This is a genomic window from Brevundimonas sp. (assembly GCF_024711105.1).
Lineage (GTDB): Bacteria > Pseudomonadota > Alphaproteobacteria > Caulobacterales > Caulobacteraceae > Brevundimonas.
Window position 1 is genome coordinate 1 of the sequence record NZ_JANJTL010000031.1, and the last position, 14,819, is coordinate 14,819.

The following is a 14,819-nucleotide window of genomic DNA, read 5'->3' on the forward strand; positions in this document are numbered from 1 at the left end:
CCGGTCGTTCATCCAGCTGGCGAAGACGGCCGAAACGGCGCCCCACAGCTGGGCCTTGGGATCCTGCGGGAAGGGCTGCTCGGTCTCGCGCTCGACCACCTGCTTGTAGCGGGCGACGATCTTCTCCCAGTCCTCGGCGGACAGCTCGGTGTCCAGGCTCACGCCCAGCCGATCCTTGGTCTCGTCCAGCACCTCCTCGAAGGAGTCGTGGGACACACCGAGCACCACGTTCGAATACATGGTGATGAAGCGGCGGTAGCTGTCGAAGGCGAAGCGGCGGTCGCCTGACAGCTTGGCCAGGCCCTCGGCGGTCTCGTCGTTGAGGCCGAGGTTCAGGACCGTGTCCATCATCCCCGGCATCGAGGCCCGCGCGCCCGAACGCACCGAGACCAGCAGCGGATTGGACGCGTCGCCGAAGCGCTTGCCGGTGATCTGCTCGACCTTGGCCAGCCCCGCCTCGACCTGGGCCTCCAGGCCGTCCGGATAGGTCTTGCCGTTCGAATAGTAGTGGACGCAGGCCTCGGTGGTGATGGTGAAGCCCGGCGGCACCGGCAGGCCCAGAGACGACATCTCGGCCAAGTTCGCGCCCTTGCCGCCGAGAAGGTTCTTCATCGACGCGTCGCCGTCGGCGGACCCGCCGCCGAAGCCGTACACCCACTGAGTCATCTATTCTCGCCCTGAGCCGGTAAGGATGGCGGGGAGGCCCCGCTCATGGTGGAGCCTGACTAGCGTGCCCTGCCCCGGATTGCGAGCCGGGCAACCGCCAAGGTTGGGCTGAGGTTCCCGGAGCGGCCTACATCGGCATGGCCAGCATCCAGATGGCCATGCCGACCATCATCAGGTTCTCGGTGAGCGAGACGAAGCCCAGCGGCACGTTCGATGAGCCGCCGACGCAGGCGCACTTCAGCTTGCGGCGGTCGACGTAGACGGCCTTGAACACCGAGACCGCGCCGATGGTCCCGATCACGAGCGCGACGGGCGCGGAGATGAAGGTCAGGACGCCGGCCAGCATCAGCACCCCGGCGCCGAGCTCGGCGAAGGGATAGATGTAGCCGTACCAGGGCCAGCGCTGAGCCAGGAGGTCGTAGTTCATGAACATGGTCGAGAACTTCTCGAGGTCCTGCACCTTGAGCATCGCCAGCAGACACATGGTGATGGAGATGAAGGTGGGCGGGAAGCTGGCCACCACCCAGCCCTCCTGCCACCAGACCACCACCGAGGCGATCAGGGCGGCCACGGCGAAGACGGTCAGGACGGGCCAGTAGCTGGTCGCGCCCTCCTCGGGCACGCGCCGGCCGAAGTGGCGGCGCAGGTCGTCGTGGCCGCCGATGCGGACGCCGTCGATGAAGGTCTGGGGCGTGGTCTTCACCCCATGCTCGGCCTTGTAGGCGTCGGTCTGTTCGCGGGTGGTCAGCCAGCGGTCGTCGACGCGATAGCCCTTGCGGCGCAGCAGCCACAGCGACTTGCGGCCATAGGGACAGATGTGGTCGGGCATGACCATGCGGTAGAGGACGGCGGTCTTGTCATCGCCCGCCACCCGCTATCCCGCGATCTGGCCGAAGTCGGCGACGCGGCCCATGACGGCGCGGACCTGCCCGAGCAGGCGCAGGCGGTTTTCGCGCTCGGCGGGCACGTCCGAGTTGACCATCACCTTGTCGAAGAAGGCGTCGACCGGCGCGCGCAGGGCGGCGAGCGCGGTCATGGCGGCGGCGAAGTCCTCAGAGGCCAGGGCGGCGTCGACGGCGGCGGCAGCGGTCGCGGCGGCCTGGGCCAGGGCGGTCTCCTCGGCCGGCTGGTTCGGCAGGCCGGTCGCGGGCTCGCCGGTCGGGAGCGGGCCCTTCTTCTCCTCGGCCCGGAGGATGTTCGAGGCGCGCTTGTAGCCGGCCAGCAGGTTCGCGCCGTCGTCAGTGGCGAGGAAGGCGTCCAGCGCCTCGACGCGCCGCACGATGCGGACCAGGTCGTCGTCACCCAGCGCGAAGACGGCGTCCACGAGGTCGTGGCGCTTGCCCTGGTCGCGCAGGAGGACCTTCAGACGGTCGGCGAAGAAGTCCGCCAGTCCAGGCAGAACCGCGTTGATGGGTCCAAACTTGAAACGTATCTCGCCAGGCAAGTGAGTGCCCATAGAACCACCGAGGTTCTCAGACCTAGTGGTGATCAGAACTTCGTTCGCTTCCACCAGAGCTTGGAACTGGTCTAGCCATTCACCGACATCCCTTCGCCGGTCAGAAATGGCCAAACTGCCTGTCGAGCGATACCAGACACCATGGTGGTCTTCGTTCTCTCGGACCGAAATCGCGCTTGTCCGGCCGTAGGTGAAGTGAAGCAGCCTGTACCATCTGCGGCCGAGCTCGGTGAGGCGAAGCCGGACCCCATTCTCCAGCAACAGCCGGATCACCCCCAGCGCCGCGCGGCGCAGGGCGAACGGGTCCTTGGAGCCGGTGGGCTTCTCGTCGATGGCGAAGAAGCCGACGAGGGTGTCGAGCTTGTCGGCCAGGGCGACGGCGACGGTGAGCGGCGCGGTCGGGACCGTGTCGGCGGGACCCTGCGGGCGGTAGTGGTCGCGGATGGCGTCGGCGATGGCGTCGCCGTGTTCGGCGCGGGCGTAGTAGCCGCCCATGATCCCCTGAAGCTCGGGGAACTCGCCGACCATACCCGACGCCAGGTCGGCCTTGGCGAGGCGGGCGGCCTTCGCCGCGTCTTCCGGGTCGGCGCCGACCAGAGGCGCGATCTCGCGGGCCAGGGCGGCGATGCGCTCGACACGCTCGGCCAGGGTCCCGAGCTTGGCGTGGAAGGTCACGCCCTCGAGCTTCTTCAGCCAGGCGTCGAAGGCGCCGGGCTTGCGGTCCTCGTCCCAGAAGAAGCGGGCGTCGTTCAGGCGGGCGGAGAGGACGCGGCTGTTGCCGGCGGCGAGCGCGCGGCCGCCGTCGGAGGCCTCGACGTTGGCGACGACCACGAAGTGAGGGGCCAGGCCGTGGGCGGCCGGATCCCGGACGGCGAAATACTTCTGGTGGGTCTTCATCGACAGCCGGATCACCTCCGGCGGCAGGTCGAGGAAGGACGGATCCATGTCGCCCAGGATCGGCGTCGGCCATTCGGCCAGGCCCGCGACCTCGTCCAGGAGGCCGTCGTCGTCGACCAGCGCCAGGCCGCGCGCGGCGCAGGCCGCGTGGGCCTGTTCCAGGATGCGGACCTTGCGGTCGGCCGGGTCGATGAGGACGAAGTTCTCCTGAAGCTGGCGGCGGTAGTCGTCGAAGTCACGAATCTTCAGCGGCCGGCCCGTGCCGAGGAAGCGATGGCCTTCGGTGGCGTCGCCGCTCTCGATCCCGTCGATGGCGAAGGGGACCACCCGGCCGTCCAACAGGCACAGGATGCGCTTGAGCGGCCGCACCCAGCGCAGCGTCCCGTCGCCCCAGCGCATCGACTTCGGCCAGGGGAAGCCCCGCACGATCTGCTCGACCATGTCGGGGATGAGCTCGGCGGTGGACCGGCCGGCCTGGCTGATGACGGCGAAGAGCACGCCGTCGCGCTCGACCAGCTGGTCGCGGGTCAGGCCGGTCTTGCGCAGAAAGCCTTCCAGCGCCTGTTCGGGCGCGGAGGTCTTGGGGCCCTTGAGCTCTTCGTTGCGGTCCGGCGTCGCGGCCGGCAGGCCCTCGACCACCAGCGTCAGGCGGCGCGGCCCGGCGTAGGTGGTCAGCGCGTCCCAGGTCAGGCCGGCGGCCTTCAACCGGTCGGACGCCATCCGCTCAAGGTCGCGCGCGGCGCCCGCCTGCATGCGGGCGGGGATCTCTTCGGAGAACAGTTCGAGGAGGAGCTGGGGCATCAGGCGGACTGCTTGCGATTGATTGAAAGCTGCAGGTCCCGCACGGCGCCCGTCTCGTCAGCGTAGAAGCAAATGAGAATCTCAAATTCTACAGAGCTGACGGCCACGCTTCTGATCGTGTCCCAGAAGCCCGGCCCAACGACGAACTGCGCGTTCACTCCGTGCTCATGCTCGTAAGCGTTCCCCAGGGGCTCATCGTCTTCGAACGGAGCCTCGAGAAACGATCCATACAGAGGCACGTTTGGCTCGCCCTCCAGTTCAAAGGTGGCGCTGAACGCCCACTGCACCTCGTACGAGCCCACCTTGCTCATCGGAATGCGAAGGCTGTCGCTGCTCACCACGACGGCGCCGCCGACCGGCTTGGGCCGCTTGGACCGCCGCTCGGCCAGCGAGATGACGCTGTCCTCGCTCACGCGCGCGCCCTTTCCTGTTCGACCCACTCGGTCGCGCAGGCTTTGCACAGATCCCGGATACGGCCGATGTAGCTCTGGCGTTCGGCGACGGCGATGGCGCCGCGGGCGTCCATCAGGTTGAACAGGTGCGAGGCTTTCAGGACCTGATCGTAGGCCGGCAGGACCAGGGCCTGGCCCTGAGGGCCCTTCATGGCGAGGAGGCGCGACACCTCGGCGACCATGTCCTCGAAGCGGCGCTTCAGGCCCTCGACGTCGTAGCCATGAAAGTTGGCCTCCGACTGCTGGCGCTCATTCTCGAGGAAGACCTCGCCGTAGGTCAGGCCGTCGTTGTTGAAGCGAAGGTCGTACACATTGTCGACGCCCTGAACGTACATGGCCAGCCGCTCCAGCCCGTAGGTCAGCTCGCCCGAGACCACGTCGACCTCGATGCCGCCGACGCCCTGGAAGTAGGTGAACTGGGTCACCTCCATGCCGTCGCACCAGACCTCCCAGCCGAGCCCCCAGGCGCCCACGGTGGGGTTCTCCCAGTCGTCCTCGACGAAGCGGATGTCGTGCAGCTTGGGGTCGATGCCGATGCGCTGAAGGCTCTTCAGATAGAGGTCCTGCAGGTCGTCGGGGTTCGGCTTCAGAATGACCTGAAATTGGTAGTAGTGCTGGAGGCGGTTGGGGTTCTCGCCATAGCGGCCGTCGCCGGGGCGGCGGCTGGGCTGGACGTAGGCGGCCTTCCAGGGGCGCGGACCGAGCGCGCGCAGCACGGTGGCCGGATGCAGGGTCCCGGCGCCGACCTCGACGTCATAAGGCTGGAGAATGGCGCAGCCCTGCTCGCCCCAGTAGCGCTGGAGCGTCAGGATCAGGTCCTGGAAGGACAGCGGCTCGGCGGCTTTGGACACAGGGATTCCGGCGGGCGTGAAAGACGGTGTGTCCTAGAGCCCGCGTCGTGAAAACGGAAGCCTCGCCGTGGACAAGGAAACGCCGGCCGCCCTCTCGGACGGCCGGCGCATCCGCCAGAGCGGATCACTCGGGCTCGATGGTGGTCGGGTCCTCGTCATCGGACTGGACAGGATCGTCCGGCGCCGTGTCGGTCGGAGGCGTCATCGGCATGGGCTGCCCCTCTGCCTCGTCGGCGTCCGTCGTGGCCGGAGCATCGGCGGCTTCGACGTCGCCCATGCCGGCGAGCGAAGTCTCCGGGTTCAGGACCTGGTCCAGGACGAAGACCGCGCCGTTGGAGCCGCGAAGCTCGGTGCTGGTGATGGTCGCGGCGTCCGCGCGCAGCACGCCGCCGCCGCCGTCCAGCATGATCTGGGCGCCCGAGCCGGTCTCGACCGCGCCGCGGCGGTTCTCGATCTGGTCCCGGCGAACGTCGGCGTTGATCACGTGATAGAGGAGCAGCTGCTGGAGTTCCTGCCGGTTAGCCGGATCCATCAGGCGCTGACGGTCCGCCTCGGGCAAGGCCGCGAAGGCCTCGTCGGTAGGCGCCAGGATGGTGATGCTGTCATCCGAGGCGAGCACGTCGTCGAGATTGGTCGCCTCGAGCGCGCTGATCAGCGTCGTGAAGTTCCCCTGCTCGCGCAGGACATCGACGATCGAGCCATCGGTGAGTTCGCCGGGCTGGACCTCGGCGACAGCGCCGGGCGTCTCGGGAACCGCGGCGTCGGCCGGCGTGGTGGGCGGCGTCGGCGCGGCGACCTCGGGGCCGGTGGGGATCGGATCGACCGGCGTCTCGGCGGGATCCTGGCCGTCGGTCGTGTTGGCAGGCGGCGACACAGGATCGTTGACCGGCGGCTGGGTTTCCTGGGCCGCGGCCGCGCCGCCCAGCAGGGCGAAGGCGCAGGCCGCGGTGAGAAGGCGGGTTCGCATGGAATGTCCTTTCTGATGACCGCCGGGGTGGGCGGCGTTGCATCCGAGTGACGGTTCCAACCTGAAACGACCTGAGCGGTTCCGGTCCTGCGGCGTCTTGGCGCGAAAAGTCGGCGAACCTTGGCGGCGGCGTGGCGAGGCGGTGGCGAAACGATCCAGACGGCCCGGAAATGCCGTGTTCAGGCCGGATTCAGACGGCAGGCCCGCACCCACCAGTGAGGGTGGGCCGAAGCGACATCGTCAGCCAGCTGGCGTGCGGAAGCCAGGTCAGCGCAGAGAGCGAAGACAGTCGCGCCAGAGCCCGACATGCGCGCCAGCAAGCTCTGCGGCGCGCGCCGCAGCACGTCGAGGGCGTCCCGGATGCCCGGGCGAAGTCCGATGGCCGGACCTTCCAGGTCGTTTCGCTGACTGGACAGGAAGGCCGCGACCGCGCCTGGCGTTTCAAAGCTGCCGGGCATGGAGGGTCGGTCCGCAACGAACCTGCCGGGTCCCTCGTCATAGGCGCGATAGACCGCGCCAGTCGGACACTCCATGCGGGGATTGACCAGCACGGCCGGCAGCACCGGCAGAACCGGAGCGTCTAACAGCACCTCGCCCTCACCTTCGGCCAGCGAGGTACGAGCCCGGAAGCACAACAGGCCGTCCGCGCCCAAGCCCCGCGCCGCCGCCTCGGCGACCTCCGGCCCCAGATCCGGCGACAGGCGCAGGGCCAGCCTCAAGGCCGCCCCGGCGTCGGATGAGCCACCGCCGAGACCCGAGGCCACCGGAAGCAGCTTTTCGAGCCGGACCGCTAGCGGCGGCGCGCCGACGGCGGCCAGGGCGCGGGTGACGAGATTGTCCGAGGTGGCCCCAACCTCGCTAGCGAAGGGCCCGATCGTTTCGAGCGAGAAGCTGTCGGCGGGCCGGGCCTCAAGCGTGTCGCCGATATCCGCGAACACGGCCAGGCTGCACACCGGATGACGCCCGTCGGCGCGGGGTGGGCCGACGTGCAGGAACAGGTTGACCTTGGCCGGCGCGAGTTCGGTGACGCTCACGGCTCGCCGGCGGACGCCATGACGGGATCAAGCCCGAGCGCCAGCTTGGCTTCGGCCGCGCGGCGCAGGTCCGAGTCGGGCTCGAGGGTCAGGACCCTTCGCCACTGATAGCGAGCCTCGCGCTCGCGGCCCACGCGCCAGTAGGCGTCGCCGAGGTGATCGTTGATCGTCGCGCTGGAGGAATCGAGCGTCACAGCCCGCTCGAGCAGGGTCACCGCCTCTGCCATCCGGCCCTGGCGGTAGCGACCCCAGCCGAGGGAATCGACATAGGCGCCGTTGTCCGGATCAGCGGCGACGGCCCGCTCCACCATGGCGATCCCCTCGTCGACCCGTTCGCCACGATCGATCCAGAGATAGCCCAGGTAGTTGAGGATCTCCGGGCTGTTCGGTTCGAGAACCAGCGCCTGCTGGAAGGCGGCCTCCGCCTGGGCATGCTCGCCCAAGCGCTCGTGGGCCGCCCCGCGCAGGAACATCACCCGCCAGTCGGTGTTCAGGTCAGCCAGGGCGGGCCCGTCGAGCACCTCAAGCGCCTCGGCGTAGCGCTCCTGGCTGTTGAGCAGGCCAGCCAGGGTGAAGGCGGTCGCCGCCTCGGCGACGCCCAAACCGGCGGCCTCGCGCGCGACGCGCACGGCCTCGGCACCCTCCCCCGCCTCCTCAAGGCTCAGGGCCAGCTGGACCTGGGCCTCGGCGTAGGCGGCCGTTTCCGGCGGGGTTCGGGCCCAGGCGTCGCGCGCGGCCGACTGCAGGCCGATCTCGTGCAGGGATTGTCCCAGAGCCAGCCAGGCGTCGCCTTCGTTGGGATCCAGCGCCAGGGCGAAGCCGAGGTAGGTGACGGCGTACTCGTAGCCGCGCGACACGATCGCGGCCGAGGCCGCCTGGTAGAGAGCGTCGGCAGCCGACTGTCGGATGGTCGGCAGCGGCGGCGCCGGGCTGCGGGACGCGGCGCGTTCCCGCGCCGCGACGAGCGCCCGATCGGTCCCCAGCGCCAGCCCGCCGTCGTAGACGGCGATGGCGTCAGCCGGCCTGCGCCGGCGCTCGAGGAACTCACCGTAGGGCAGGCGGAACAGCGGGGCGGCGTTGCCGTCCATCAGCAGCTGGCGATACAGCGCCTCGGCCTCGTCGAATCGGCGGCGGCGCTCCAGCAGCTGGGCCCGGTGATAACTGGTGAAAATCTGGGTCAGGGCGTCAGCGGTGGGCGAGGGTTCGGCAAGCGCCGCGTCCCAGTCTCCAGCCTCCGCGGCCAGCCAGCGCGCGACCAGGGCGCCCGCGCGGCCATGCGGCGCGCCGATGGGTTGCTGCTCCAGTTCGCGGTAGGCGGTCCGGGCGCGGCCGTCGATCAGGGCCTGGACGGCCTGGGCCAGCCGGCCCGCCTCGACCAGAGCCGGCTGGGACTGGGCGGGATCCAGCGGCACGGCGGCGGCGCGCTCCACGTCCCCGGCCAGCAGGGCGGCCGAGAAGGCCCGTTCGCGGGTGAGCTGCTCACCGCTGGAGCCGGCAAGCGCGGAGGCGAGATAGCGCGACGCGTTCTCCCCGTCGCCGGTATTGAGGGCGAATCGGCCGGCCAGAAACTGGCCGTAGCTGGAGCCCTGCGTCGGCGTCGTGCGCGGAGGGTCGGCCAGCGCCGGCCCGGCGGTGAGGATCAGGGCCGCGGCGAGCGCGGATCGGGAAATCGGCGTCATCCGCGAAAGCTCGCCCTACATATTGGGATAATTGGGGCCGCCGCCGCCTTCGGGCGTGGTCCAGACGATGTTCTGCGACGGGTCCTTGATGTCGCAGGTTTTGCAGTGAACGCAGTTCTGGGCGTTGATGACGAAGCGCGGATCGCTCTTCGTCGCCTCATCGCCATAGACCACCTCATAGACCCCGGCCGGGCAGTAGAGCCGCGCCGGCTCCCCGTACCTGGGCAGGTTCACCCGGATCGGCACCGAGGGGTCCAGCAGCTTGAGGTGCGCCGGCTGCTCCTCAGCGTGGTTGGTGTTGGAGATGAAGACCGAGCTCAGCTTGTCGAAGCTGAGCTTCCCGTCCGGCTTCGGATAGGCGATCGGCCTGTGCTTGGAGGCCTCCTCGGTGGAGGCCGCGTCGGTCTTGCCGTGCTTCATCGTGCCGAACAGCGACAGGCCGCCGAAGACCGAGCCGAACCACATGTCGAACAGGCCGACGGCGCCGCCGAGGCTGGTGCCGAGCCTGGACAGCAACGGCTTGGCGTTGCGGACGAGCTTCAGCTCCTTCTTGACCCAGGAGGCGTCGAAGGCCTCCTGGTAGCCGTCCAGCGTATCGCCCGAGCGGCCGTCGCCGAGCGCCTCGAAGGCGGCGTCGGCGGCCATCATGCCGGACTTCACCGCGTTATGGCTGCCCTTGATCCGCGGCACGTTGACCAGCCCCGCGCTGTCCCCGAGCAGGACGCCGCCGGGGAAGGCCAGCTTCGGCACCGACTGCAGCCCGCCTTCGACGATGGCGCGCGCACCATACGAGATGCGCGTCCCGTCCTCCAGGTGCTCGGCGATGGCCGGGTGGTGCTTGAAGCGCTGGAACTCGTCGAAGGGCGACAGGAAGGGGTTGCGGTAGTTCAGGTGCACCACGAAGCCCACGGCTACGTAACGGTCGCCGAAGTGGTAGAGGAACGACCCGCCGCCGGTCTTGTCGTCGAGGGGCCAGCCGGTCGTGTGCTGGACGAGGCCGGGTTGATGCTTCTCCGCAGGAACCTGCCACAGCTCCTTGAGCCCAATGCCGAACTTCTGAGGCTCGGCCGTGTCGCAGAGATGGTGGCGGGCCATGATGGTCTTGGCCAGAGAGCCGCGTACGCCCTCGGCGATGAAGACGTACTTGCCGTGCAGCTCAATGCCCGGCTGGAATTCGCCGGTGGGCTTGCCGTCCCGGTCGATCCCGAAGACGCCGGCGACGACGCCCTTCACCCGGCCGGACGGCTCGTCCCAGACGACGTGGCTGGCGGCCATGCCGGGATAGACCTCGACGCCCAGGTTTTCGGCCTGTTCGCCCAGCCAGCGGCACAGGTTGCCCAGCGAGGCGATGTAGCAGCCGTCGTTGTGCATGAAGCCCGGGAAGGCGAACATCGGCAGGTTCAGCTCGCCCTGCGGGCCGAGCATCAGGAAGCGATCCTTGGCGACCGGGGTCTCCAGCGGCGCGCCGCGTTCCTTCCAGTCCGGGAACAGCTCGCTCAGCGCCTTGGGATCGATGACCGCGCCCGACAGGATGTGGCCGCCGATCTCGGCCGACTTCTCGAGCACGGCGACGGAGACCTCGCGGCCTTCGGCGGCGGCGCGCTGTTTCAGGCGAATCGCGGCGGCAAGGCCGGCGGGACCGCCGCCGACGATGACCACGTCGTACTCCATGACCTCGCGCTCGACGCCGGTCAGGGCCTCAAGCGGCGGCAGCTTGTCGATCACCGCCTCTTCCCAGGCGTTGCGGGCGCCGCCCTCGATGGTTCGTTCGGCCATGATTCCTGAAGTCCTTCGGGTCTGATCGCCCTGTTCGGTCCCTTATCGGAAGGTGACGCGAAGGCGGTCAAGGACTATCCCTTTCCGGCAATGACCGACGCCCGCCCGGCACAGCCTGATCGCACGCTCGAAAGCGCACTGGCCTTCTGGCGCGACGCTGGCCTTGAGGTGTGCGTCGAGGACACCCCCGTTGACCGTCTGCACGCGCCCCAGCCGGTGCGACGGCCGGCTGCCGTCGCCGAGATTGCGCCCTCCCCGCTGGCCCCTGGCGGCCAGGACATCGGCGCCGCGATCGCCGACGCCCACCGCATGGCGGCGGCGGCACATTCCATCGAGGAGCTGGCCCAGGCCATCGCCGCCTTCGAGGGCTGCGAACTGCGCAGGCTTGGCGCAAAGCAGTCGGTCTTCTGGCGGGGCCGCGTCGATGCGCCGATCGTCATCGTCGGCGAGGGCCCTGGCGCCGACGAGGACGCCCAAGGCCAGCCCTTCGTCGGCAAGGCCGGCAAGCTGCTTGACGCCATGCTCAAGGCCGTGGACCTGCAGGACCAGGTCTTCATCACCAACACCGTCTTCTGGCGTCCGCCCGGCAACCGCACGCCGAGCACGCCCGAGCAGATGACCTGCGCGCCCTTCGTGGAACGCGCCATTTCTCTCGTGAAGCCGAAGCTGCTGGTCTTCGTGGGCGGGGCTTCCGCCAAGTTCATGCTCAAGACCGAGGACGGCATCCTGTCGCTGCGCGGTCAGTGGCGCGACTGGCGCCCAAGCGAGGGCGGCGAGACCTACCCAGCCCTGCCCATGCTGCACCCGGCCTTCCTGCTGCGGCAGCCCCAGGCCAAGGCCAGGGCCTGGCAGGACCTTTTGTCGCTGTCCGCGCGCCTTGCCGCCGAGGGTTGAGCTTTTAGACTCGCAGCGCGCGTAACGGGGCGGAGACCGAATTGATGAAGGCGTTCAGCGGCCCCCTCGGCCGCCTGATTCTCGTCCTGGCGAGCCTGCTCGCCTTCGCCTCGACGGCGCGGGCCGAGCCCCGGCCGCTCAGCGAGAACGACGAGGCCATCTATCGCGCCGCCTTCCAGGACGTCCGGATGGGGCGCTTCGCCGAAGGCATCAACCGGGCGCGGAACGCGTCGGACCCCGTGCTGCTGGGCCAGCTGCAGTTCGAAGTCCTGTTCCATCGGGACTACACGGCGACCTTCGAGGAGCTGTCGGCCTGGCTGGCCGAATACGCCGACCACGCCCAGGCGCCCCGCGCCTATGCGCTCGCCATGCGCCGCATCCCGGCCGGCGCGTCCGAGCCCCGGCTGCCGCTGAGCATGGCGGCGGCGCGCGCCTATTCGGTTCACACAGGCGTGCCCGAAAGCGTGCTGGCCGACCGGGCGGCGCGGCGCTCCCTGAACGACGGGTATCTGGAACGGGCATGGGAGCTGGGCGGGATCACCGGCGACTGGTGGGTGGCCGGCATGGCTGCTTACCGCCTGGGCCGGTTCGAGGACGCCTTCACCGCCTTCGAGCGGGTCGCCATAGACGCCTCCGAGGACATCTGGATCCGCGCGGGCGCCGGCTACTGGGCGGCCCGCTCGCTCACCGAGGCGCGCCGGCCGCAGGAATCCACCACCTGGCTTAGATTGGCCGCGCGCTGGCCGAACACCTTCTACGGCCAGGTGGCCATGCGGCAGCTGGGCTATGAGCCGCTGATCCTGAACGCGCCGTGGATCCCGACAGCCGAGAACGTCGTGGTGATCGACGCGCCGCCGATCGACGAGATCGGGGCGGCGACCTTCGCGGGGTCGGACCTTCGCGCGCGTCGCACGGCCGCTCTTGCCCAGCTTGGGCGCCGCGAGGAGGCGCTGGCCGAACTTCGGCTCGGGTCGCTGGGAGCGGAAACGTCGGCGGCGCGGCTGAATTGGGCGACGCTCGGCGAAAGCCTGTCCTACCGGCTGGGTCTGGCCCGGGCCACACGCATCGACGCGACCGAATACGCCCTGCCCGACCTCCAGCCGCTCGGCGGCTTCTCGACGGAACGGGCCCTGGTCTATGCGATCTGCCGCAAGGAGACGCGGTTCAACGCCGAGGCCCGCTCCAGCGCCGGCGCCTATGGAATGATGCAGGTCATGCCGGCGACCGCGAGCGAGTTGACCGGAGACCCGCTCTACCGACGCGAACCCCAGGCGCTGTTCGATCCGGCCGTGAACCTCAGGCTCGGCCAGAACTACATCGAGTACGTCATGGCCATGGAGCCGATCCAGGGCGACCTGTTGCGCGCGGTGGTGGCCTATAACGGCGGGCCGGGACCGATCTATGACGCCCGTCGGGCGCTGGGGCCGGACGCCGACAGCCTGCTGATGATCGAGAACATCCCGGTCGCCCAGTCCCGCCAGTACGTCGAGGACGTCGTGGCCGCCTATTGGATCTACCAGCGACTCATGGGCGGGCGGCTGGCCACGCTGGACGCCGTGGTGGCCGGCGATGCGGTAATTCCACTCGTGCTCGACCGGGCGCCCATCGCCCCGACCCCCGCCGTGGTCGATGCTGTGGAGAGCGCCGCCGCGGCCTCCTGAGTTCTTGCTTTGTTCCACTCGGCCCGCTAGGGTCGAGCGATGGACAAGTCGGGCGCAATCAAGGGGCGCGGCGCGCGTTCGAACGCGACGAGCCGTTTCCTCCCGGGCAAGCGCGAGGCCTTTGACGACGGCTGGGCGCCTGAGGCTGAAGAGGATGATCTTCCCCGGGTCGACACCCAGTTGATGCCAGACCGGGCGCGCAGGATCCTGACGCGCAACGACAGCCCGGACATCGGTTTCGATCGCTCGATCAACACCTACAAGGGCTGCGAGCACGGCTGCGTCTACTGCTACGCCCGGCCCGCCCACGCCTATCTCGGCCTGTCGCCGGGCCAGGATTTCGAGACCAAGATCTTCTACAAGCCCGAGGCCGTGCGGCTGCTCGAGGAGGAGCTGTCCAAGCCTGGCTACCGCTGCAAGCGGGTCCACATCGGCGGCGACACGGACCCCTACCAGCCAGCCGAAAGGACCCTGAAGCTGACGCGCGGGGTGCTGGAGGTGCTCGACCGGTTCAACCACCCCTTCAGCATCATCACCAAGTCGCACCTGATCACGCGCGACATCGACATCATCGCGCCGATGGCCGAGCGAAAGCTCGCCTCGGCCGCCGTCTCGATCACCACGCTGGATCCCAAGTTGGCGCGCGACATGGAGCCCCGGGCGGCGACGCCGCGCCGGCGGCTGGACGCCATCCGCCGCCTGTCAGACGCCGGCGTGCCGGTGATGGTCGGCTTCGCTCCGGTCATTCCCGGGCTGAACGACCATGAGCTGGAGCAGGTGCTGGAGGCCGCCGCCGAGGCCGGGGCGCGCAGCGCCATGTTCGTCACCCTGCGGCTGCCGCTGGAGATCAGCCCGCTGTTCCGCGAGTGGCTGGCGGAGGTCCGCCCGGACCGAGCCTCGCGGGTCATGTCCCTGGTCCGCCAGTCGCGCGGCGGCCGCGACTACGATCCGGAGTGGGGCTCGCGCATGAAGGGGACCGGACCCTTCGCTGACCTCATCGCCCAGCGTTTCGCCGCGGCCTGCCGCCGCCTGGGCCTCAACGAGCACCGCACCGAGGTCGACAGCACCGCCTTCCGCCGCCCGCCCCGCTCCGGCGACCAGCTCGGCCTGTTCGACGCGGCCTGACTCCGAGGTTAGGGGCCGCTATGGAGCAGCGAGATGCCGCGCTCGCCGTCCCCCCTCACCGCGCCCGTCCGGATCGCGCTTCGCAACCGGGTCAGCGCCTTGTTCAACGATGCGTCCAAGGGCGAGGAACCGGTCAAACGTAGGGCCGACGCCCTCTTCCCTCCGGACTCCGTCACCTGGCGCGTGCACGGCGATGTCGTGACCATGATGATCGGCGGGGTGACCAGCCTGCTGCTGCAGATGCTGCACCCGGCCGCGATGGCGGGCGTGTGGGACCACTCCGACTTCCGGCACAACATGATGGGCCGGCTGCGGGCGACGGCGAAGTTCATCGCCCGGACGACCTATGATCACGCCGAGGACGCGCGCGAGGTCTTGGCGCGGGTGCGGCAAATCCATGGCTTCATCAAGGGCGCGCTGGAGGACGGCACGCCTTACGAGGCCAATGACCCGGAGCTGCTGGCCTGGGTCCATGCGGCGGAGACCTGGAGCTTCCTGGCCGCCTGGGCGCGCTATGGACAGCCCGAGATGTCGGCGGCGGACAAGGACCGCTACTTCGC

13 protein-coding genes are annotated in these 14,819 nt (G+C 69.4%); 4 read left to right on the plus strand and 9 right to left on the minus strand.

What is annotated here, in order from left to right; translation table 11 throughout:
* The 9 genes from Q0M60_RS01900 to Q0M60_RS01940 all read right to left on the minus strand — a co-directional run.
* On the minus strand, positions 1 to 666 hold a 666-nt coding region (locus Q0M60_RS01900), incomplete at its 3' end, for a PEP/pyruvate-binding domain-containing protein (protein WP_296815229.1).
* A gap of 127 nt (positions 667 to 793) precedes the next feature.
* Positions 794 to 1,501, minus strand: coding sequence for a MauE/DoxX family redox-associated membrane protein (locus tag Q0M60_RS01905; protein WP_366855423.1), 708 nt, complete (start codon positions 1,499 to 1,501; stop codon positions 794 to 796).
* A gap of 39 nt (positions 1,502 to 1,540) precedes the next feature.
* Positions 1,541 to 3,820 (minus strand): glycine--tRNA ligase subunit beta, encoded by a 2,280-nt coding sequence (glyS, locus tag Q0M60_RS01910; RefSeq protein WP_296815234.1) that lies wholly within the window; start codon positions 3,818 to 3,820, stop codon positions 1,541 to 1,543.
* Positions 3,820 to 4,233: a hypothetical protein gene (locus Q0M60_RS01915; protein ID WP_296815235.1), complete on the minus strand. Its 414-nt coding sequence runs from the start codon at positions 4,231 to 4,233 to the stop codon at positions 3,820 to 3,822. The genes glyS and Q0M60_RS01915 overlap by 1 nt, the downstream gene beginning before the upstream one ends.
* Positions 4,230 to 5,123, minus strand: a complete 894-nt coding sequence (locus tag Q0M60_RS01920; protein WP_296815238.1) for a glycine--tRNA ligase subunit alpha — start codon at positions 5,121 to 5,123, stop codon at positions 4,230 to 4,232. The genes Q0M60_RS01915 and Q0M60_RS01920 overlap by 4 nt, the downstream gene beginning before the upstream one ends.
* A 124-nt stretch (positions 5,124 to 5,247) precedes the next feature.
* On the minus strand, positions 5,248 to 6,090 hold the full coding sequence (locus Q0M60_RS01925) for a fasciclin domain-containing protein (protein ID WP_296815240.1): 843 nt from the start codon (positions 6,088 to 6,090) through the stop codon (positions 5,248 to 5,250).
* A gap of 179 nt (positions 6,091 to 6,269) precedes the next feature.
* A complete protein-coding gene (locus Q0M60_RS01930) occupies positions 6,270 to 7,124 on the minus strand; it encodes a 4-(cytidine 5'-diphospho)-2-C-methyl-D-erythritol kinase (RefSeq protein WP_296815242.1) in 855 nt (284 codons plus the stop codon).
* Positions 7,121 to 8,803 (minus strand): tetratricopeptide repeat protein, encoded by a 1,683-nt coding sequence (locus tag Q0M60_RS01935; protein ID WP_296815244.1) that lies wholly within the window; start codon positions 8,801 to 8,803, stop codon positions 7,121 to 7,123. The genes Q0M60_RS01930 and Q0M60_RS01935 overlap by 4 nt, the downstream gene beginning before the upstream one ends.
* A 15-nt stretch (positions 8,804 to 8,818) precedes the next feature.
* Positions 8,819 to 10,579, minus strand: a complete 1,761-nt coding sequence (locus tag Q0M60_RS01940; RefSeq protein ID WP_296815247.1) for an electron transfer flavoprotein-ubiquinone oxidoreductase — start codon at positions 10,577 to 10,579, stop codon at positions 8,819 to 8,821.
* Positions 10,580 to 10,669: 90 nt separating this feature from the next.
* Between Q0M60_RS01940 and Q0M60_RS01945 the strand changes: the two genes are divergently transcribed.
* From Q0M60_RS01945 to Q0M60_RS01960, 4 genes are all read left to right on the plus strand, one after another.
* The gene (locus Q0M60_RS01945) at positions 10,670 to 11,473 is read left to right on the plus strand and encodes a uracil-DNA glycosylase (RefSeq protein WP_296815249.1); all 804 of its coding nucleotides are present in this window, start codon (positions 10,670 to 10,672) and stop codon (positions 11,471 to 11,473) included.
* Between the two features lie 44 nt (positions 11,474 to 11,517).
* Positions 11,518 to 13,134 (plus strand): lytic transglycosylase domain-containing protein, encoded by a 1,617-nt coding sequence (locus Q0M60_RS01950; RefSeq protein ID WP_296815252.1) that lies wholly within the window; start codon positions 11,518 to 11,520, stop codon positions 13,132 to 13,134.
* Between the two features lie 39 nt (positions 13,135 to 13,173).
* Positions 13,174 to 14,259, plus strand: a complete 1,086-nt coding sequence (locus Q0M60_RS01955; RefSeq protein ID WP_296815255.1) for a PA0069 family radical SAM protein — start codon at positions 13,174 to 13,176, stop codon at positions 14,257 to 14,259.
* A 33-nt stretch (positions 14,260 to 14,292) separates the two neighbouring features.
* On the plus strand, positions 14,293 to 14,819 hold a 527-nt coding region (locus Q0M60_RS01960; protein ID WP_296815257.1), incomplete at its 3' end, for an oxygenase MpaB family protein.

Excerpts from the sequence above, each read along its gene's own strand:
- Q0M60_RS01955 (WP_296815255.1), top strand. The coding sequence starts at position 13,174 with ATGGACAAGTCGGGCGCAATCAAGGGGCGCGGCGCGCGTTCGAACGCG.
- glyS (WP_296815234.1), bottom strand. The coding sequence starts at position 3,820 with ATGCCCCAGCTCCTCCTCGAACTGTTCTCCGAAGAGATCCCCGCCCGC.
- Q0M60_RS01905 (WP_366855423.1), bottom strand. The coding sequence starts at position 1,501 with ATGGTCATGCCCGACCACATCTGTCCCTATGGCCGCAAGTCGCTGTGG.
- Q0M60_RS01935 (WP_296815244.1), bottom strand. The coding sequence starts at position 8,803 with ATGACGCCGATTTCCCGATCCGCGCTCGCCGCGGCCCTGATCCTCACC.
- Q0M60_RS01950 (WP_296815252.1), top strand. The coding sequence starts at position 11,518 with ATGAAGGCGTTCAGCGGCCCCCTCGGCCGCCTGATTCTCGTCCTGGCG.
- Q0M60_RS01940 (WP_296815247.1), bottom strand. The coding sequence starts at position 10,579 with ATGGCCGAACGAACCATCGAGGGCGGCGCCCGCAACGCCTGGGAAGAG.
- Q0M60_RS01925 (WP_296815240.1), bottom strand. The coding sequence starts at position 6,090 with ATGCGAACCCGCCTTCTCACCGCGGCCTGCGCCTTCGCCCTGCTGGGC.
- Q0M60_RS01945 (WP_296815249.1), top strand. The coding sequence starts at position 10,670 with ATGACCGACGCCCGCCCGGCACAGCCTGATCGCACGCTCGAAAGCGCA.